The following is a 19,597-nucleotide window of genomic DNA, read 5'->3' as shown; positions in this document are numbered from 1 at the left end:
TTATGAAAATTTGAAGAAAATGGCGCTCGAGCGTTTCAACCGGGTTTAAGCCGGGTCTGGTTAAGTGCGGGAAATCTAGGGAAAGGGACCCGCATTTAATGAAGCATCACGCAGCCTTTGGCCTTGCGATGGAGGATATCGACGCTGTCGTCGTAGAGGACAGCAAGCCGATGCAAACGATTCTCCGGTCGATTCTCCTGAGCTTCAAGGTGGCGCGGGTGCGAGTCTTTGATTCGGTCGATGACGCTCTGGAAGCAAGTCTCGCAGAACCGCCGAACGTGATTCTGACCGACTGGCGCATGGAGCCAACGTCCGGCTATCAGTTTCTGCGGCTGGTGCGGCATCGGCATATGGAGCCGCTCTGCTATGTTCCGATTCTCTTCGTCACCGCCCATGGAACACGTCCGCTTGTCGACAAGGCATTGAGGGCTGGTGCGCATCATGTCCTGGTCAAGCCGCTGTCGCCTTCAACGCTCTACAAGCGGCTGAGGTGGCTGATGACCGATGACAGGCCGATGATCCTGGAGAATTCCGGCTTCTACAACATCTATGGCATTCAACGATCAATGGACGAGCAGGCGGAAAAAATGCAGTCGCTCGCCGGCGCGCGCCTTCACCACAAGATCGCAGTTCAAAAGCGTGCCGAAGTCGATAGTGTTGTTGAAGAGGAATTTGACAACAGCAAGAAGCAACAACCCGTCTTTGCCGGTGTGAAAAAGGGCGGCGTGAAAAAGAACAGCGATGAGGCGCCTGCGGAAAAGAAGCAGCACTCGGCGGCATCCAAACACATCCGCAATGCCGATTATGTGAAGTCAAAAGACTTGAAGCTTCACTGACGAGAAACGCGATTTCTACCGCGTGCAAAAAAGGCACGTCACTTGTCGCGCGCCTCCTGCGCGATGTCAGTCAAAATCTCATCCCCTGCGGCAGTGCAGCACTGGACAGAAACCGATCTTGGCGCCATAGTCCGCCAAGTTTGGAAAGCTGGTCTTTTAGATCCGGCTCTCGCTCTGTGAAATCTGAGGACCTTTTGAGGGCCATGAAAACTCTGCTGCTTGAAATCTTCACCTGGTGGAACAGCCAGACGATGGGCACCCGCTTCTTCACCTGGCGCAAGGGTGAATTTGTTGGTGAGGACGAGGCCGGCAACAAGTACTACAAAGAGCGCGGCGGCAAGAAGCGCTGGGTCATCTACAATGGCCTCGCCGAAGCCTCCGCGATTCCTCCGGGCTGGCACGGCTGGATGCATCACCGGGTCGATACGCCGCCTTCAGATGAGACCTATCATCCGAAACACTGGCAGAAGCCGCACGAAAAGAACCACACGGGGACCCCGGGAGCGTACCGTCCGCATGGGTCTATCCTGACGCCTGAAAAACGTCCTGAAGTCACCGGCGACTATGAAGCCTGGACACCGGGCAACTGACGACAGCGAGCCATCAGCGACCTGACGATTGAAACCCCGCTCGTGCGGGGTTTTCCATTTCTAAGATCAAGACGTGTCCCGAGGGGCGGCAGCTTTGGGCTTCACGGCCGCTTCACCGGCGCCGAACAAGGTGCTTGCCGACGATATCATCCGGTTCAGGATCAGGATCACCAGCGACGTGCTGTAGCCAAGCACGAAGGGCATGATCAGCAAGAGGGACTGATTGGTGAAGGCAAGCTCGGACTGCGTGGGGACGGTCGCCCTGTTCAGCGCAGCCGTGCTCAGACTTTTCGCAAAACTCAGGAATTCATGAAAACCGAAGGGCAGAGTGAAGAAAAGGGCGAACAGGGCACCAAGAACGATCCGCTGCACGATGAAACGGGAATCGGAGATATCGAAGGTGATGTCGCTGCTGACGGAAATGGCGTTGAACCCGATAAAGGCTGCGGACCCGATCGCTCCCAGCGACATCAGCCAAAGCAGGAAAAAGAACACCATAAAGGCGCCGTTGACGCCGACACCGAAGAGAGGCAACTCGGCCATCACAACCGACATGATCATCGACCCGATCGAAATCGCGACCAGCCAGACGGCGATCTTGGGCAAAAAGTTCGGCATCTGAGAGGCCAGAAAACGCTTGCGATCGGCGTCGGTCAGCTGGGCGAACAAAACTTGCGTTTTCTTCTCAATCGCCTGCCACTCTTCGGCTGTCGGAGATCGTCCCTTGTCTCCGGGGCCTCCTGTTTTCAGTGTGTTCAACATGCCGAGCGAAAAATTTTCCGGCAATGATTTGGCTTCGCGGATCAAGAAGGAGTGCAAACTGCGCAGCGTTTCCAGATCCTTGTTGAACTTGGCATCAACGATCGTGTTTTCCGGATCGCTTTGCCGGACCGATGAGGTGACATAATCAGCGACGGATTTCGTCGCCTTTTTCAAATCTGCTGTCAGACCGGACGAGGCCGCTTGTGATTTCGGCTCTGAACCATGCGGGGCAAGACCTGTTCGCGGTTCCGATGGACCCGTACCACCATGCACGCGGGCGTCTTCCCGGCGCATGGCTGTCGGCGTCTTTCCAAGGCCGTTGTTGTTACCCGCGTCCTTGATTTCCCCTGCCATGTAATGCCCCGACGCTGTACTTTACCTTGCGGAACACTATCAAAAATAGGTTTAGTCAACAACTGCAACCAATGGTTCGCGTTCTGGTTGATTGATTGCGAGGGTGGGACAGAGAGCTGATGGAGACCGTTTCACGCTTCAAAAAGCGCTTATTTGGCATGCAAGCTGTCGAGCACGTTCAGAACGTCTTGTCCTGAGGCCTGGGACGGAAAGGCGTAATAGTCCGTTTCCAATTTCAGCGCTTCGCCGAGCCGCTTGTTGTAGTCGGCCTGGGAAACTTCAAGCGTGCCGAATTTGCTGAGATGATCGGTAACGAACTGGGTATCGAGCAGCGAGTAGCCACCGACAATCAGCCGCGCAACCAGATGCGCAAGGCACACTTTGGAGGCGTCCGTCCTGAAGGTGAACATGCTTTCGCCGAAGAAGGCGCCGTTGAGGCTAACACCATACAAACCACCGACAAGTTCACCCTCCTGCCACGCCTCAACTGTGTGGCAGTAGCCCATATCGAAGAGTTCGCCGTAAAGCCTGCGGATTTCCCGGTTGATCCAGGTTTTCTGGCGACCAGGCATAGGTTCGGCGCAGCCGTCGATAATGCCCTGGAAGTCTGTGCTTACGCGGATTTCGAAGACATCGCTACGAATGGTGCGCCTGAGCCGGCGCGGCAAATGAAAATTGTTGAACGGAAGGATGCCGCGATGTTCAGGCTCCAGCCAGAACAAACCTGGATCGTCCGCCGACTCAGCCATAGGAAAAAGGCCGCAGGCATAGGCTTTGAGCAGCACCTGCGGCGTGATTTCCATTACGATGTCATCTTTGTAACCAGCCATGAGGCCTCGCTTCCCGGCGGCAGGGGGGTCCCTTTGCCGCAGCCCGGTCAGTTCGACTTGTCAGCCAGGTATTTCTCAAGCCAGTGAATGTCGTACTGACCGTTTGCTATTGCCTGATTGTCCACCAAATCGCGGAAAAGCGGAATAGTCGACTTGATTTCGTCAACGACAAATTCGTCAAGACAACGGCGCAAACGCATCATGCACTCCACGCGATTGCGGCCATGGACGATGAGTTTGCCGATCAGACTGTCGTAGTAGGGCGGGATCTTGTACCCCTGATAGACGCCTGAATCGACGCGCACGCCCAGACCGCCCGGCGGATGATAATAGGTGATCGTTCCAGGGGACGGGGCGAAGGTAACCGGGTCCTCGGCGTTGATGCGGCATTCGATGGCGTGGCCGTCGAATTTTATGTCGTCCTGCGTCATGTCCAGATCGCCGCCGGCGGCGATGCGGATCTGCTCATTGACCAGATCGATGCCCGTGATCATTTCCGTGACCGGATGTTCGACCTGAAGTCGGGTGTTCATCTCAATGAAATAGAACTCCCCGTTCTCGTAGAGAAACTCCACTGTCCCGACGCCCCGGTATTTCAGCTTGCGCATGGCGTTGGCAACAATTTCACCGATCGCATCACGCTGTTCGGCGTTGAGGCTCGGCGAGGGGGCTTCTTCAAGTACCTTCTGGTGGCGACGCTGCAACGAACAATCGCGTTCGCCGAGATGAACGGCGTTGCCCTTGCCGTCACCGAGAACCTGGATTTCGATGTGGCGCGGCTTGCCGAGGTACTTTTCCATGTAAAGCGCATCGTCGCCGAACGCGGCCTTGGCTTCAGCGCGTGCCGTTGAGAGCGCGGTGTCGAGATCTGCTTCGGTCTGGGCCACCTTCATACCGCGGCCGCCGCCGCCGGACGCGGCCTTCACCAACACGGGATAGCCGATTTCACGTGCGATGGCGTGGGCGTCATCACTTGTCGTGACTTCGCCGTCAGAACCTGGAACCACGGGTATTCCAAGGTCCTTGGCCGTTTGCTTGGCCTGGATCTTGTCACCCATGACACGAATATGTTCTGCCGTCGGACCGATAAACTCAATGTTGTGCGCTTCCAGTATTTCGGCGAAGCGGGCGTTTTCCGACAGGAACCCGTATCCAGGGTGGACAGCATCAGCTCCGGTGATCTCGCAAGCGGCAAGCAGTTGCGGAATGTTCAAATAGCTGTCGCGTGCTGCAGGCGGTCCGATGCAGACACTTTCATCCGCCAGGCGTACGTGCATCGCGTCGGCATCAGCGGTCGAATGCACGGCGACCGTCGGAATACCGAGCTCTTTACAGGCGCGCAAAATGCGCAGCGCGATTTCGCCTCGGTTGGCGATGAGGATTTTGGAGAACATGGCCGTGGCGGCTCCTTACTCGACGATAATGAGCGGTTCGCCGAATTCCACCGGCTGGGCGTCATCCACGAGGATCTGCTTCACGGTGCCCGATTTTGTGGACGGTATGCTGTTCATGGTTTTCATGGCTTCGATGATCAGGATCGACTGGCCTTCGGTGACCTTGTCACCGACCTGAATGAAAGGTGCCGCTCCAGGCTCCGGAGCAAGATAGGCGGTTCCGACCATCGGAGAGGTCACTGTTGCGCCGGATTGTGTAGGCGTCTCGGCAACCGGAGCTGCCGCAGCCGCAACTGGTTCGGCTGCCGCAGGCGCAACCGCAACAGCAGGTGCTGGCGCGGCAACGTTGACGGGAGCGTTGATCGACATCTGGCGCGCGACGCGAATGCGCGTGTCGCCCTGTTCAAGCTCTATTTCAGAAAGGTTTGTTTCATCCAACAGGACAGCGAGATCCCGGATCAGGGCCGTGTCGAACTTTTTGTTATCGTTACGCATCATCTCGTTTGGCTCTCGTACTCGCTCCACAAACACCCGTGCACCACGTCGGCCGGTTGCGAGGGTTACCTGGGAAGCGGCGCTTTCTCGGAAAACTCCGGAATTTCACCAGCTGTGTCCAGGTATTTACCGGTTCTGTGGTTGCTTCTCGTGCCGCCGAGAATGCGGCGGCTATTGTTCTAAGACCCGCACTCGGTCGAATGCGGGTCAAGCCTCTTATAGGGATTCAATTGTGTCAGGAAAACCCCCGATTTCTCTTTGATATCGGGAGCAACAGGTTTCCAACAATCTTGAGCCGGCGAACCTCAGCAGGTTGTCTGGCCACAGTTTTTCAGGGCATCGAGTTTTGAACTCAACTGATCGTAGCCAACCGCACCCATGACGACTTCGTTGCCAACGACATAGGAAGGTGTCCCGGTAAGTCCCAGTCGATTGGCAAGAGTATAAACTTCTTCAATGGTCTGGCCTGCCTCGTCTGTCGACATTGCGGCCTGCAGTTCCTCCTCGGAGATCCCCAGATCGGTTGCTGCGGCAACTGCGCTTGCAAGGTTTGCCTGACCACGGCTCAGCAGAAGCGCTTCGTGAAAGTCAGGGTATTTTTCCGGCGCGATGGAATTGACCGCAACGGCGACTTGCGCGGCCTCGACAGAGCCCTGGCCGAGAACCGGAAACTCCTTCAGGACAACTTTAAGGTCGGGGTTTTCCTCAATCAGCCTGACCATGTCGCCATAAGCGCGTTTGCAGTAGCCGCAGTTGTAGTCGAAGAACTCAACGAGTGTCACCGAACCTTGCGGATTTCCGAGAACAACCTGGCGTGTCGAGTTGAACAGTATGTCGGCGCTGTCATTGAGCGCCTGGAGACGTGCAGCCTCCTCGGCCTCCTGTTCGCGGCGTTGCAGCTCATTAAACGCCTCGGCGATGATTTCCGGATTTTCCAACAGGTACTCGCGAACGATTTTCTCAACGTCATCGCGGCTGAGGTCCTGTGCAACGGCCGATGCAGCAAACAACGGAACTATCAGCATCGCGGAGAACAGGATGCGCAGATGAGCGGCCGGTCGCATGCGATGCAGGAATGCAAATAGAGCGGGCATTTAGAACTCCTTCGGCGACGGCTTTGGATAGATACGCCGCCTTGCGTGTTTCTCGATCACCGGCGATTCGGCAATTTAGGTGGTTTGTACGACACAATATCGTCGGCTTGAACCCACGCGGGCGATCCACGCTTCAAACTTTTTTGAGCACGCGCCGCATAACGCCTTGCTGCTTCGAATTGGCCGCTGACCATCAGGCCCTTTGCTGTCGCCAAATCCGCTTCCGGGCGTTCGCCCTGGCGGCCATGGGCGATGGCAAGCTGGCTGTAAGCAACCCCGGAATTGGGGTCCCGTTGTATTGCCTGTTTCAACACTCTTTCCGCCTCAGGCAAATAGGCGGGATTGTTGGCTCCAACGAGGGCATAGCCCAGCCAGACCTGAAACTGCGGTTCGTTCGGCTTGAAAGAGAGCGCCTTGCGGAATGGTGCGATCGCGGCCTTCGGATCTCCACCTTCCAGAAGCGCCTGTCCCTTTAACTCATAGTAATAGGGGTTGTTGGGCTGCGAGCGGATCAGCGCGTCGATCTCTTTGACGGCCGCTTTGCCGCGGCTTTTCATGGCGGCAATGGCTCTGGCATATTGTGCCGCGGGGCTTTTGTCGCTGCGCGGATAAGCCCGCAGTGTCGCGGACGGGTGGCTGGTGAAAGCGTAAAGTTTTGCGCGGACCAGATCGTGCCGGTACTGAAGCACATAGTCTTCCGGTTCATTGAAATACTTGGATTTTTGCGCCTCATTCAAAAGCCCATTGTAGCGCTCCTGCGCCATGGGGTGGCTTTGCGCATATGGGTCCGCATACTGCCTTGCAAACAACTGTTGCTCGGACATGCGCTGGAACGTCTTGAGCATTCCCCGGGCGCTTTGGCCGGTCGCATTCAGATATTTGAGCGCAGCGCGGTCAGCCGCCGCTTCTTCGCCCCGCTGATAGGCAAGCAACGTTCTTTGACCGACGGATCCGGCCCCGAGCGCTGCGGCTGCGCCTCCAGAAGCGGCCTGGGTGGAGCCTGCGGCTGCACCTGCTGCCACTGCGCCCGCGCCCAGAAGCGCGCCGATGACCGAGACAATCTGCGCGTTCGAGGCGGCTGCCCGCAATCTTACGAGGTGCCGGCCCGCGATATGTCCGGTCTCGTGGGCGATCACACCGATGACTTCACTTGGTGTCTCTGCCTCCATCAGAACGCCAACGTTGATGAACATGCGTCTAGAGTCGGGCACGAAGGCGTTGAAACTCTTGTCGTTGACCAGAATGATTTGCGGCTCGGAACTGGCGATGCCGGCCACTTTGAAAATCGGCTTGGCGTAGTCCTTCAGGAGCGATTCCGTTTCTGCGTCCCGAACCAGAGGCAACCTTCCGCGCTGAGCGTTTGACGGCGCCGAGACGAGGGGCAGAACGATCGCTGCGCAACAAAAAACGGAAACTGTATTGCGAACCCTGCGAAACAAGGCTCGCTTCGTGGGCAAGGCCACAACAGGTCTAAAGCGCGGCAAGTCTGAACTCCTGTCCGGTACCGGGATAGTATCCACGCGCATGAATGTGTGGCGAAGGTATGGAGGTGTCCGTTTCCGGTCAAGAAAACCAGCATGACAATTCGGTAAGGTTTATCGCCCCAATGGAACAAAGGGCAATGATCCAAACGCAGATACATTGCAACGCGACATAAAATCCGCAATACGAGTTCGAAACAAAGTCAATGCCGAGAGTGCAGCACCGATATGAGCTCTGTCAGTCTAAAGCCGTCCCAGCGCAGCGATGTTGCTCCGTTCATAGCAATGGACGTTCTTGCTGAAGCTGCGAGACTTGAAGCGGAAGGTCGCTCCATCATTCATATGGAGGTCGGCCAACCCTCAGCACCTGCGCCGAAGGCAGCGCTTGATGCGGCAAGAAAAGCTCTTGGTCACGGCCGCCTTGGATATACCGAAGCGCTTGGCATCCTGCCGCTGCGACAAGCGCTGACCAACCACTACAAACGGGAATATGGCGTGGACGCGCCGACAGACCGGATCATGGTGACCACGGGTTCTTCAGCGGGGTTCAATCTGGCTTTCCTGGCCGCGTTCGACCCGGGCGATCGCATCGTTCTCACAGCTCCAGGTTACCCTGCATACCGCAACATATTGAAATCACTTGGTCTTGTGCCCGTGGAAGTAAAGGTGGGGGCCGAAACCCGTTGGAGCCTGACGCCAGCGCATCTGGAGGAGGCTCGCAAGGAAGGTCCCGTGAAAGGCGTTCTGGTTGCAAGCCCGGCCAATCCGACCGGAACCATGATGAGCGCAGAAGCGCTGAGCGAATTGATCGCCTATTGTGAAGCGGAACATATCTGGTTCATCTCGGACGAAATCTATCACGGCCTTGACTATGCAGCCGATCAGAAGACCGCGCTCGAGTATTCCGACAATGCGATCATCATAAACAGTTTTTCCAAATACTATTGCATGACGGGTTGGCGAATAGGGTGGATGGTTCTGCCTCAGCAGCTGGTTCGACCGGCGGAACGCATAGCGCAGAACCTCTATATTTCTGCGCCCGAAATTTCACAGATTGCGGCGACAGCTGCCTTGGGATCCGTGCAGGAACTTGAGGCGGTCAAGGCCGGTTATATTGCAAATCGTGAGTTGCTTCTGGACGGACTGCCCAAGGTGGGACTGGACCAATTGCTTCCCGTTGACGGCGCTTTCTACATCTACGCCGACATCAGCCGCTTTAGTGACGACAGTCTGGGGTTTGCGCGAAAGATGCTGCATGAAGCCGGTGTCGCAGCAACGCCGGGCGTCGATTTCGATCCGGTGCATGGCCACGAGTTCCTGCGCTTTTCCTTTGCAGGTGCTCATGAGCATATGAAAGAAGCGCTTGTCAGAATGGCCGGTTTTTTGTCCTGAGCCACTCGATATTCGGCCAGCCGGCCGGAGAAAATGACTTTCTGCAAACGTAAAAAAGGCGGCCATGGGCCGCCCCTTTCTTAATTCCGGATCTAGCGATCAGAAAAACGACCGCCCGCGTTGCCACCAACCGACGCGCTTTGGTTTGCTTTCCTTGTCCTCGCCGGACGTTTCGCTCGTCACGACCGGTTCAGCAGGCGCAGACGGGACTGCTTCTTCCTCTTCGACGGCCGTTTCATTCGGAACAGGCTGTTCGGAGGTCGGTGTCTCAACCACAATGCCTTGCTGCGGCTCGGCTTCTTCCGGCGCGGCTGAGGCCTCTGGTTCTTCGGCTTGCACCTCGACGGCATCGTCTACTTGATCGTCTGTCGTCTGGGGCTCTGCTACCGGATCGGAAGTTTTAACAACTTCAAGCGCGACCTCGGCTTCTTCAGCGCTGGCGGAAACGCCCTGATCGTCGTCAGAGACGCTGTCCTGCTCGCCTGCGACGGCATCGGTGCTGGCTTCCAACTCCGCCTCGGATTCGCTTTCTGTCTCTTCGCCCGGCTCTGTTTCGCTGCCGGCTTCAGCGGTTTGCGGCGCGTCACCGTCAAGCGCTTCTTCGCCCTGGAAGTCTCCGCCGTCACCGTTACGACGCCCGCGGCGGCCACCTCGACGGCCGCGGCGGCGCTTGCGGCGCGGCTCATCGCTTCCGCGGTCATCTTCGGCGGACTGGGCTTCCTGCGCGAAGCCGTCTTCGCTGTCAGGATCCTCGGCATCTGACGAGGCCTGACGGCTTTCGGCGCCGTCCTGGGCGCTATCTGAGTTGCCCTTGCGGCGTTTCCGGCGCCGTCTGCGGCGGCGGTCGCCACCTTCTTCGTCTTGCGCCTGTTCTTCGATCACAGGCTGCTCCGTCATATCGTCAATGATCTCAACCGTATCCGGCTGAATGATCGGCGCCGGCGCCGGGATGCGATCCCGGTCGATCGGGCTGCCGCGCTCAAGCACATAGAGCTGGCCATTGACCATCTCGTCGGCATTGACTTCGATCTCGACGGCGAAGCGTGCTTCCAGGTCGGACAAGTTCGAGCGCTTCTGATTCAAGATATAGAGCGCAACCTGCGTCGTCGTCCGGATGATCAGATTGTGCGTCGCACCTTTCAAAAGGTTGTCTTCCATCGACCGCAGCACGTGAAGCGCAACCGATTCAACAGAGCGGATCATGCCGGTGCCGCCGCAATGCGGGCAGGGGGTTGTTGAGCTTTCAAGAACGCCTGTGCGGATCCGCTGGCGGGACATTTCCAGCAGACCGAAATGGGAAATCCGGCCGACCTGTATGCGCGCACGGTCGTTTTTCAGGCAATCCTTGAGTTTGCGTTCGACCGCTCGGTTGTTTTTCGACTCCTCCATGTCGATGAAGTCGATGACAACCAGACCGGCGAGATCGCGCAGTCGAAGCTGGCGTGTGACTTCTTCCGCAGCCTCCAGATTGGTCTGCAAGGCCGTGTCTTCGATGTTGTGCTCGCGCGTCGACTTGCCCGAGTTCACGTCGATCGAGACCAGGGCTTCCGTCTGGTTTATGACGATGTAGCCACCCGACTTCAGCGTCACCTGGGGCGAGAACATGGCATCAAGTTGCGGCTCGACACCGTAGCGGATGAACAGCGGGGAGGGGTCCCTGTAAGGCTGTACGTTCTTGGCATGGCTCGGCATGAGCATGCGCATGAAGTCCTTCGCCTCGCGATAACCGTCGTCACCGGAAACAAGGACCTCGTTTATGTCCTTGTTGTAAAGATCACGGATCGATCGCTTGACCAGACTGCCTTCTTCATAGACGAGGCTTGGGGCACTCGATTTGAGGGTCAGCTCGCGGACGTTTTCCCATAGCCGCATCAGGTATTCGAAATCGCGCTTGATTTCGGCCTTCGTCCTGCTTGCTCCCGCGGTCCGTAAAATGACACCCATGCCCTCCGGCACATCAAGCTCAGAGGCGATTTTCTTCAGGCGCTTGCGGTCTGTCGGTTGCGTGATCTTGCGGGAGATGCCTCCGCCGCGCGCCGTGTTCGGCATCAAAACGGAATAACGGCCAGCGAGCGAAAGGTAGGTCGTAAGGGCGGCGCCCTTGTTCCCACGTTCTTCCTTGACGACCTGAACAAGAATGATCTGGCGACGCTTGATGACTTCCTGGATCTTGTACTGTTTGCGCAGAGGCACCACACGCTCGGGCACTTCCTCCATCGCATCCTCGGCGCCGACGGATTCGACCGCGTCTTCATCCGTGTCATCGTCGTCATCGTCGCGGCTTCTGCGACGGCGGCGGCTGCGTGCCTTGACTGGTGCTTCGTCGTCGTCTTCGGCAGCCTCGACAGTGGCGCCATCTGCGTCATCAGCGACGGCTTCAGTTTCTTCGCCGCCATTTTCTGAAGATTCGTCTTCGTCGTCGATTTGCGAGGCAGCATCAACGGAGGAAGCTTCTTCGGTCGGCGACTCCGATGCTTCTGCGGCAACTTGCTCGTCACCGCCAGCATCCGGCTGGTCTGCACCTTCTTGTGCATCTCCCGAGGGCTCTGCGTCCGCTTCTGCTTCTGCGCTCAGCTCCTGGTTTTCTTCTCCCGGCGCGTCAGCCTGGTCGGCATCTGCCCCGTCGTCAGCAGCGGTCGCTTCACCGTCGCCGGACGCATCCGAAGCCTCTTCCGGATCTACCTTTTCGCTGGCAACGGTCTCTGTGGACTCGTTTTTGGCCGCGCGCGAGCGACGCCTGCGCTTCGGTTTTTCCTCCGATTCGGCATCGTCGCCCTGTCTTTCAGCCGCTTCAGCAGCGAGCAGGGCTTCTCTGTCGGCAACGGGGATCTGATAATAGTCCGGATGAATTTCGCTGAATGCCAGGAAACCGTGCCGGTTTCCACCATATTCAACGAAAGCCGCCTGAAGTGAGGGTTCGACCCTTGTTACTTTCGCGAGATAAATATTGCCACGAAGCTGTTTTCTGTTTGCTGCTTCAAAGTCGAATTCTTCAACACGATTGCCACGTACGACGACGACCCGGGTCTCCTCCGGGTGGCCCGCGTCGATCAGCATTTTGTTTGCCATTATTAAACTTCTCCACGGCAGCGGTGCTGGGCGCGTATCGATGACGCGCATCGCCCGAAAGGAGAATCGCTACCGTTTTCATTTTGCTAAGATTGGGAAGGGCGTCTGCGCCCGGCGCGGCTGTCTGATCAATGCAAGCGGCCGCTGAAGCGGTTCCTTGCATTTTGTTGATCGCCATTTGCATCGCGCGGGTCCTTCGGGGCAACGCAGGCCCTTGAGTTAAGTCGTTGTACCTTTCGCCGACGTTGCAGTGAGGGCCAAGCCGCTTCATCTGCTGCCGGTTCCGGAAAAGTTCGTCTTTGTTTTCCGTTGGTTGTCTCGCACGGTAGGCTGCTTCCAGGGCAGGTTACTCGACAGCGAGACAGCGGCGTCCCAAAGAAATGCCAATACCTTATCCGCTAGAATTCCAGGCGCTTCTTGAAACGGCAGAACGGCCTCTGTTCCGTCGCTTGAAGGCCTTGGAGTGAGATGACGTTGTGGATATGTACCCCAGTCCGCCATCCGGGAAGGTATCGGTCTCGAACCGAAATCCGTAAGGTACTTTTACGATCCGCTGACCCGCTTTGCAAGCAATGTGAAGTGCATAAGGCATTTTCCTCTACACGCGGATAGCGTATGACGGGTATACAACGGCTCAGTGCTGACGGTGTGCGAGCAACATGACCGGAGAAATTGTGCAGAAAGTCGGAGCAAAACCTCAGGTGGCTGACGTTTTTGGCGTGCCCGGTCGATCCGCCGTGCGGTTCATGGCGGTGATCATGCTGTTTTTCTTCGCCTTTCCAGGTATCCACATTGTCCGCGCTGCGGAGAGCGCAAAACCGCAAGTCATTGGTGCGCGAGTCGCGGGGGATGCCGACAGAACCCGATTCGTTCTGGATATGGATTCGCAGGTGACACCGTCGATATCGGGTCTGGCAAACCCCTATCGGCTGGTAATTGACCTTCCGGAAGTGGATTTCACACTGTCTCCTGATGCCGGAAAGACCGGCCGCGGGATGGTTGCCGATTGGCGCTTCGGTCTGTTTGCGGCCGGAAAATCTCGCATCGTGATGGATTTGACCGGACCCGCGCAGGTCGACAAAACCTTCTTTCTGCCGGCCGTTGACGATCAGCCGGCGCGATTGGTGGTTGATCTTGTCCGCGCAAGTCCCAAGGAATTCGATGCTTTCGTGCAGGAATCACGGGCGCGCAATCAGGGCAAAGTCAAAAAGACAACGCCAAAAACCAACCGATTGGCTGCATCCAAATCGAGAGACAAGCCGTTGATTGTTCTCGACCCTGGCCATGGGGGGATCGACAACGGCGCAACAGGTGTCGGCGGAACGCTTGAAAAGGCGATCGTCCTCGACTTCGCCAATCTGCTGAAGAAAAAACTCGAGGAATCAGATCTTTATGTTGTCCATCTGACCCGAGACGACGATACCTTCATTTCGTTGTCACGCCGTGTCGAGATCGGTCATGAGCTAGCGGCAGATCTTTTCATTTCGATTCACGCCGATTCTGTTCGCAGAGGTCGGAAACTCGCCCGTGGCGCAACAGTCTACACGCTGTCGGACCGCGCTTCGGACCAGCTGTCGGCGGAGTTGGCCGAAGTGGAAAACATGTCTGATGTCATTGCGGGCGTGGAACTGGAAGAGGAACCCACCGAAGTAACGGACATTCTGTTGGATCTTGCCAAGCGGGAAACGAGATCGTTTTCCAACTATTTCGCAAAAACGCTTGTAACCGAGCTCCAAAGCGCCGTTAGACTCATCAAGAATCCGCATCGTTCAGCCGGTTTTCGTGTCCTCAAGGCCCATGACGTGCCTTCGGTTCTGGTTGAACTCGGGTATCTTTCCAATGAGCATGATGAAAAGCTGCTGATCTCCGAGGAATGGCGAGAGCGCATGGCGAATGCCATGAGCGAGGCGATTCACGGTTTCTTTCGGCCGAGGCTCGCGCGGAAGCAACAGGCTCCTTCTCAATAAATGCAACGAATTATGTCGTGAATTGAACGTCTTGTTCGGCATTTGCCTCAGCATCGCCATATTGGTGCACGAGGAAACAAACAGGTTATTGTGATAATCAGGACCTGATGGTGCTGTATTAAAATATCCGTGCTAGAACTAGACGTGCATCGATGACGGGGAAAGACGAGCCCGCGGTATGAAATTTTTAGTGAAATTCTTCGGCTATCTTTTCGGAATAGGGGCAGCGGTCGCCTTGCTGATCGCAGCCGGCGTCTGGATGTATCTGCAGCATCTCGATGAAGATCTTCCGGACTACACTGCCCTCAAGAACTATGAGCCGCCTGTGATGACGCGAGTGCACGCGTCCGATGGCAGCCTTATGGCCGAATACGCGACAGAGCGGCGTATGTTTCTGCCGATCCAGGCCATTCCTGACAGGGTGAAGCAGGCCTTCATCGCTGCGGAAGACAAGAATTTCTACTCTCACATTGGTGTGGACCCGGAAGGCATCGCCCGTGCGGCGGTCCGGTTTGTCCAGAATTACGGTTCCGGACGACGCCCGGAAGGTGCGTCCACGATCACGCAACAGGTTGCCAAGAACTTCTTGCTGACAAACGACCTTTCGATCGTTCGTAAGATCAAGGAAGCCATCCTGTCTCTTCGAATTGAACAGGCTTACACCAAGGATGAGATACTTGAGCTTTACGTCAACGAAATCTACTTCGGCCTGGGCGCGCACGGGATTGCTGCCGCTGCCCTGATTTATTTCGACAAGTCGGTACATGAGCTGAACCTGGACGAAATGGCCTACTTGGCCGCGCTTCCGAAGGCGCCGAACAACTATCATCCCTTCCGGCATACTGACCGCGCCGTGTCGCGCCGCAATTACGTAATCGATCGCATGATCGAAGACGGTTATGTCAGCGACGAAGAGGGTGCGGAGGCCAAGGCGAAGCCAATTGTCGTCAATCCGCGCGAAAGCGGATCACGCCTTTTCGCAGCAGAATACTTCACCGAGGAAGTCCGGCGGGAGGTTGCCGACATCTTTGGTGACAAGCGGCTCTACGAAGGTGGCCTCTCCGTCAGGTCCACACTTGACCCGGAACTCCAGAAGATGGCGCGCCAGTCGCTCATGGAAGGTCTGATCGATTTCGACCACAAGCGGGGCAGCTGGAACGGGCCCGTCGAAAAAATTGCATTGGGCGCTGACTGGGGCGTCGATCTCGCGAAGATCGAGGCACTCAGCGATATTCCGGAGTGGCAGCTCGCTGTCGTTCTCGACAGTGGTGGAGACCAGGCAACCGTCGGTCTTCAGCCCGAAACACTTGTCAGCGGTAAGCTCTCAGACGAGCGCAAGAGCGGGGCGCTGTTCCTGGAAACCATGAAATGGGCCAGGGTCAACGGCCGCGCCCCGGGCTCCGTGTCGGATGTCCTGACACCGGGCGACGTCGTCTACGTTCAGGAAAGCCCTGTTGCTCCGGGCACGTTTGAATTGCGCCAAATCCCGAAAGTGTCGGGGGCGCTTGTCGCCATGGATCCCTATACCGGCCGCGTCCTGGCACTGGTCGGTGGTTTCAGCTTTGCCCAGAGCGAGTTCAACCGTGCGACTCAGGCTTATCGGCAGCCGGGATCGTCCTTCAAACCGTTCCTTTATGCCGCAGCACTCGACAATGGCTACACGCCGTCTTCGGTGATCATGGATGCGCCTCTTGAAATCAGCCAGGGGCCCGGCCTCGGAACATGGCGCCCACAGAACTACGGCGGCAAATTCTACGGCCCGTCGACCTTGCGCACCGGGATTGAGCGGTCGCGAAACGTGATGACGGTTCGCCTTGCGCAAGACATGGGCATGCCGCTCGTGGCGCAATATGCCAAGCGCTTCGGCATCTATGACAACATGCTTCCGGTTCTGTCGATGTCGCTCGGAGCAGGTGAAACCACCGTTCTTCGCCTGACCACCGCCTATGCAACGATCGCCAACGGCGGGCGGAAAGTTCGCCCGACCCTGATCGACCGAATTCAGGACCGGTACGGGCGCACGATCTACAAGCACGATAGCCGCATCTGTGACGGATGCACCCAGAACATCTGGGAAGGGCAGCAGGAACCGACACTGATCGATGACCGCGAACAGGTGCTTGATCCGATGACCGCCTACCAGATCACGTCCATGATGGAAGGTGTGGTTCAACGCGGCACGGCAACGTCCGTACGCGCGGTGGAAAGACCTGTGGCAGGCAAGACGGGCACCACCAATGATGAAAAGGACGCCTGGTTCATGGGCTTTACGCCGGATCTCGCGGTCGGCGTCTTTGTCGGATACGACAATCCCAAGCCGATGGGCCGGGGTGCGACGGGCGGTCAGGTGGCAGCTCCGATCTTTACCGATTTCGTCAAGAAGGCGCTTGCCAACAAGCCGCCGGTGGAGTTCCGCGTGCCACGCGGTCTGCAGCTCATCGCCATCAACCGCAGTACCGGCGGAAGAGCCTCTCCGGGCGCACCGGGCGCGATCCTTGAGGCGTTCAAGCCGGGAATGGCGCCTAATGACAGCTATGCCGTGATCGACTTCCAGGGGTCCATGGGCGTTCCAACTTCGGTTTCTCCGGAAGCGGCAGGCGCTGTTCTCTCTGGCACCGGCGGTCTCTACTAAGCCTGAACAATATCGGAAGGGCATTGCCGGAAAGCTGCCGAACCGGGATGGTTTACAGCGGCATCCGGCAAGGGTAATCTCCCGCTCCAATTCTCGGCCCGGCGCTCCTTCCTGGAAGCCGGGCCGCTTCACAAAAATCACGAGAGGTATCCGATGCGCGCCGAAATGGAAGCGATCGTCGATGAAATCAAGCAGGCCATAAGCCTGCTGAGGAGGCATCTTTGACTGGGATCAGGCTCTTGTCAGACTGGAAGAACTGAACGCCCTGTCCGAAGATCCGGAACTTTGGAACGAACCCAGCAAGGCTCAGAAACTGATGCGCGAGCGTCAGCAGCTCGATGATGGTATCTCCGGCGTCAAGGGGCTGGAGCAGGACCTTGCCGACAATGTCGAGTTCATCGAACTGGGTGAAATGGAAGACGACGCATCGGTTGTCGAGGAAGCCGAGGAGGCTTTGCGAGGCCTGAAGAAAAAGGTCGATCAGCTTCAGCTCAATTCACTGCTGTCCGGTGAGGCCGACGGCAATGACACTTATATTGAAATCAATTCCGGAGCCGGTGGTACCGAGAGCCAGGACTGGGCTTCCATGTTGCTGCGCATGTACCGCAGATGGGCGGAGAAGCATGGTTTCAAGGTCGAAGTGCTGGAGTATCACGACGGTGAAGAGGCCGGGATCAAGTCGGCGACGCTGTTGATCAAGGGCGAGAATGCTTATGGCTGGCTGAAAACGGAGTCTGGTGTTCACCGTCTTGTGCGCATATCGCCTTATGACAGCAACGCACGTCGCCACACGAGTTTCTCAAGCGCCTGGGTCTATCCGGTCATCGACGATTCGATTGAGATTGACGTCAACGAAAGCGATTGCCGCATCGACACCTACCGGGCCTCCGGCGCTGGTGGCCAGCACGTCAACACCACCGATTCTGCCGTTCGCATCACGCACCAGCCGACTGGTATCGTTGTGCAATGTCAGTCAGAGCGCTCGCAGCATAAGAACAGGGCGACAGCCTGGGGCATGCTGAAGGCACGCCTATACGAGGCGGAGTTGAAAAAGCGCGAGGAAGCCGCAAACGCGGAAGCCGCGTCGAAGACTGATATCGGCTGGGGTCACCAGATTCGATCTTATGTCCTTCAACCCTACCAACTCGTCAAGGACCTTCGAACAGGGGTTGAGAGCACGTCTCCCGGCGATGTGCTGGACGGTGATCTCGACAAGTTCATGGAGGCCGCGTTGGCTCAACGCGTCTTTGGCGGCGAAGTCGAGGTTGAGGATATCGACTGACCTGAAGGCGTGACGATCTGCTTCAGGAGACGGGGCCGTGAGGCCCCGTTTTCGTTGGTTACAACGACAGTTTGGAGAGTTTCTCGCCTGCACTCAAAAACTTGGCTGGATTGTGCGGTTTGTCGTGCCGTCGGACTTCATAGTGAAGATGGGGCCCGGTGGACCTTCCGGTAGAACCGATATTCCCGATTAGATCACCAGCAAGGACATGATCGCCTGCCTTGACGTGCATCCGGCTCAAGTGCGCATAGCGCGTGACAAATCCGTTCGCATGCCGGATCTCCACCATCTTGCCGTAGCCGCCTTTCCACTTCGCGGCCAAGACCGTTCCTGGCGCCGTCGAATAGACCCTGGAACCATATGGGGCCTTGAAATCGATGCCGGTGTGCATCGCGAGCCGCTTCAGGAAAGGGTCGACTCTCGGTCCATAATTGCTGGAAACGGAACCGTTCTTGACGGGTCTCTTGACCGGCAGCCGCAAAGTGGTGAATTTCACTTTTCGCAGTGCCTTCAGAGCTGCATCTGCGCGCTTTATGCGATCTGGAAAGGTATTCTCAGAGATTGGCATGAACGGGCCGCCGATGGCCGTGTCCTTGCGCAGGGCAGTGTTTATCGACGGGGTGATTTGGCGCGTTATGGAGAGAATGTCTTCTATCCGGCTTTCCGTCGCCACCGTAATCGCATCGACGGCGGCCGTGCTCTCAACGTCCATCTCGGTAATATCGGCCTTTACTGCGTCGAGAGTGGCCTGTTTTTCAGAGTTTTTTTTTACCTCGACAGGTTCCGGCTCGGCAGTCGCTGCCGGTTGCTGCAGAATGGCAAGCGGATCGACTGTCCGGGAGGTGCTTTCGCGCAAGCCCAGCGCTTTCACCGGTTCCGCGATCAGTTCACTTTCACCGCCGATCGCAGATTTGTCGTCCGTTCCGATAGATGCGAGGCTGCGCGCGTCAAGTGCCGGTTTTTGTCTCGGTAGCGGCTTGTCGCTGCTGAGGTAAATTCCTGCATTTTCTGCGCGTGCGACGAGATCGGCGACAATGGCATGACGCTGATTGAGGCTCTGCTGACGCCGAAGGACGTCCATAACCTGGATCTCGACCGTTTCCCGATCCACCATCTGACGGCTGGTCAACTTGTGAATTTCCGCTCTGAGCCGGTCGATATGATCCTGGTATTCAAGAACCAGCTCGGTCTTTTCGGCGCTGGCCTCAGCCATCATGTCGCTACGGACAAGGTAATAGCCGACGCTGCCGCTCACTCCGAGCGTTGCCGCCACGCAGGCAAGGGCCCCGAAGATAAGGTGGACCGGCCGAACACTATAGGTGGTCGATTTCGCACCCCGCGCCAATGTCGGATGGTGCTGCGCTTTCCGTTGCGCTTGGTGTGTCTGCGTTGCTTTCTGGCGCTGTTGCATTGATCACT

General features: G+C 57.2%; 14 protein-coding genes. 6 read left to right on the top strand and 8 right to left on the bottom strand.

What is annotated here, in order from left to right; all coding sequences use genetic code 11:
• Positions 1–98: 98 nt before the first annotated feature.
• Both RBB47_RS19100 and RBB47_RS19095 read left to right on the top strand, forming a co-directional pair.
• The gene (locus tag RBB47_RS19100; RefSeq protein WP_305987467.1) at positions 99–836 is read left to right on the top strand and encodes a response regulator; all 738 of its coding nucleotides are present in this window, start codon (positions 99–101) and stop codon (positions 834–836) included.
• 203 nt (positions 837–1,039) lie between these two features.
• On the top strand, positions 1,040–1,426 hold the full coding sequence (locus RBB47_RS19095) for an NADH:ubiquinone oxidoreductase subunit NDUFA12 (RefSeq protein ID WP_305987466.1): 387 nt from the start codon (positions 1,040–1,042) through the stop codon (positions 1,424–1,426).
• A 66-nt stretch (positions 1,427–1,492) separates the two neighbouring features.
• Here RBB47_RS19095 and RBB47_RS19090 read toward each other — a convergent pair whose 3' ends face one another.
• The 6 genes from RBB47_RS19090 to RBB47_RS19065 all read right to left on the bottom strand — a co-directional run bounded on the left by RBB47_RS19090 (position 1,493) and on the right by RBB47_RS19065 (position 7,698).
• Entirely contained in the window at positions 1,493–2,542 is a 1,050-nt protein-coding gene (locus tag RBB47_RS19090; RefSeq protein ID WP_305987465.1) for a hypothetical protein, read from the bottom strand.
• A 149-nt stretch (positions 2,543–2,691) separates the two neighbouring features.
• Complete coding sequence (gene aat / locus RBB47_RS19085) at positions 2,692–3,372, bottom strand: leucyl/phenylalanyl-tRNA--protein transferase (RefSeq protein WP_305987464.1); 681 nt, start codon at positions 3,370–3,372, stop codon at positions 2,692–2,694.
• Positions 3,373–3,419: 47 nt separating this feature from the next.
• A complete protein-coding gene (gene accC, locus RBB47_RS19080) occupies positions 3,420–4,766 on the bottom strand; it encodes an acetyl-CoA carboxylase biotin carboxylase subunit (protein ID WP_305987463.1) in 1,347 nt (448 codons plus the stop codon).
• A gap of 15 nt (positions 4,767–4,781) precedes the next feature.
• Complete coding sequence (accB, locus tag RBB47_RS19075; RefSeq protein WP_305987522.1) at positions 4,782–5,261, bottom strand: acetyl-CoA carboxylase biotin carboxyl carrier protein; 480 nt, start codon at positions 5,259–5,261, stop codon at positions 4,782–4,784.
• Positions 5,262–5,566: 305 nt separating this feature from the next.
• Positions 5,567–6,355, bottom strand: coding sequence for a DsbA family protein (locus tag RBB47_RS19070; protein WP_305987462.1), 789 nt, complete (start codon positions 6,353–6,355; stop codon positions 5,567–5,569).
• 56 nt (positions 6,356–6,411) lie between these two features.
• Positions 6,412–7,698 (bottom strand): M48 family metalloprotease, encoded by a 1,287-nt coding sequence (locus tag RBB47_RS19065; RefSeq protein WP_305987461.1) that lies wholly within the window; start codon positions 7,696–7,698, stop codon positions 6,412–6,414.
• A gap of 366 nt (positions 7,699–8,064) precedes the next feature.
• On the opposite strand from RBB47_RS19065, the gene RBB47_RS19060 reads away from it, so the two are divergent.
• Positions 8,065–9,228: a pyridoxal phosphate-dependent aminotransferase gene (locus RBB47_RS19060; protein ID WP_305987460.1), complete on the top strand. Its 1,164-nt coding sequence runs from the start codon at positions 8,065–8,067 to the stop codon at positions 9,226–9,228.
• Positions 9,229–9,327: 99 nt separating this feature from the next.
• Here the strand turns inward: RBB47_RS19060 and RBB47_RS19055 are convergent, their stop codons facing one another.
• The gene (locus tag RBB47_RS19055; RefSeq protein ID WP_305987459.1) at positions 9,328–12,297 is read right to left on the bottom strand and encodes an Rne/Rng family ribonuclease; all 2,970 of its coding nucleotides are present in this window, start codon (positions 12,295–12,297) and stop codon (positions 9,328–9,330) included.
• A gap of 701 nt (positions 12,298–12,998) precedes the next feature.
• Here RBB47_RS19055 and RBB47_RS19050 point away from each other — a divergent pair.
• The 3 genes from RBB47_RS19050 to prfB all read left to right on the top strand — a co-directional run bounded on the left by RBB47_RS19050 (position 12,999) and on the right by prfB (position 18,178).
• Positions 12,999–14,264, top strand: coding sequence for an N-acetylmuramoyl-L-alanine amidase (locus RBB47_RS19050; RefSeq protein WP_305987458.1), 1,266 nt, complete (start codon positions 12,999–13,001; stop codon positions 14,262–14,264).
• Positions 14,265–14,442: 178 nt separating this feature from the next.
• A complete protein-coding gene (locus RBB47_RS19045) occupies positions 14,443–16,896 on the top strand; it encodes a penicillin-binding protein 1A (RefSeq protein ID WP_305987457.1) in 2,454 nt (817 codons plus the stop codon).
• A gap of 153 nt (positions 16,897–17,049) precedes the next feature.
• Positions 17,050–18,178, top strand: a protein-coding gene (gene prfB, locus RBB47_RS19040) for a peptide chain release factor 2 (protein WP_305987456.1) whose coding sequence is annotated in 2 segments (ribosomal slippage) — positions 17,050–17,118 and positions 17,120–18,178 — 1,128 coding nt in all. Because the reading frame shifts where the segments join, the coding sequence is not laid out codon by codon here.
• A gap of 58 nt (positions 18,179–18,236) precedes the next feature.
• Here prfB and RBB47_RS19035 read toward each other — a convergent pair.
• Positions 18,237–19,589, bottom strand: a complete 1,353-nt coding sequence (locus RBB47_RS19035) for a M23 family metallopeptidase (RefSeq protein ID WP_305987455.1) — start codon at positions 19,587–19,589, stop codon at positions 18,237–18,239.
• Positions 19,590–19,597: the final 8 nt, after the last annotated feature.

It is taken from the genome of Roseibium sp. MMSF_3544 (assembly GCF_030732845.1).
Classification (GTDB): domain Bacteria; phylum Pseudomonadota; class Alphaproteobacteria; order Rhizobiales; family Stappiaceae; genus Roseibium.
This window is presented reverse-complemented; position numbering and strand designations above follow the sequence as displayed.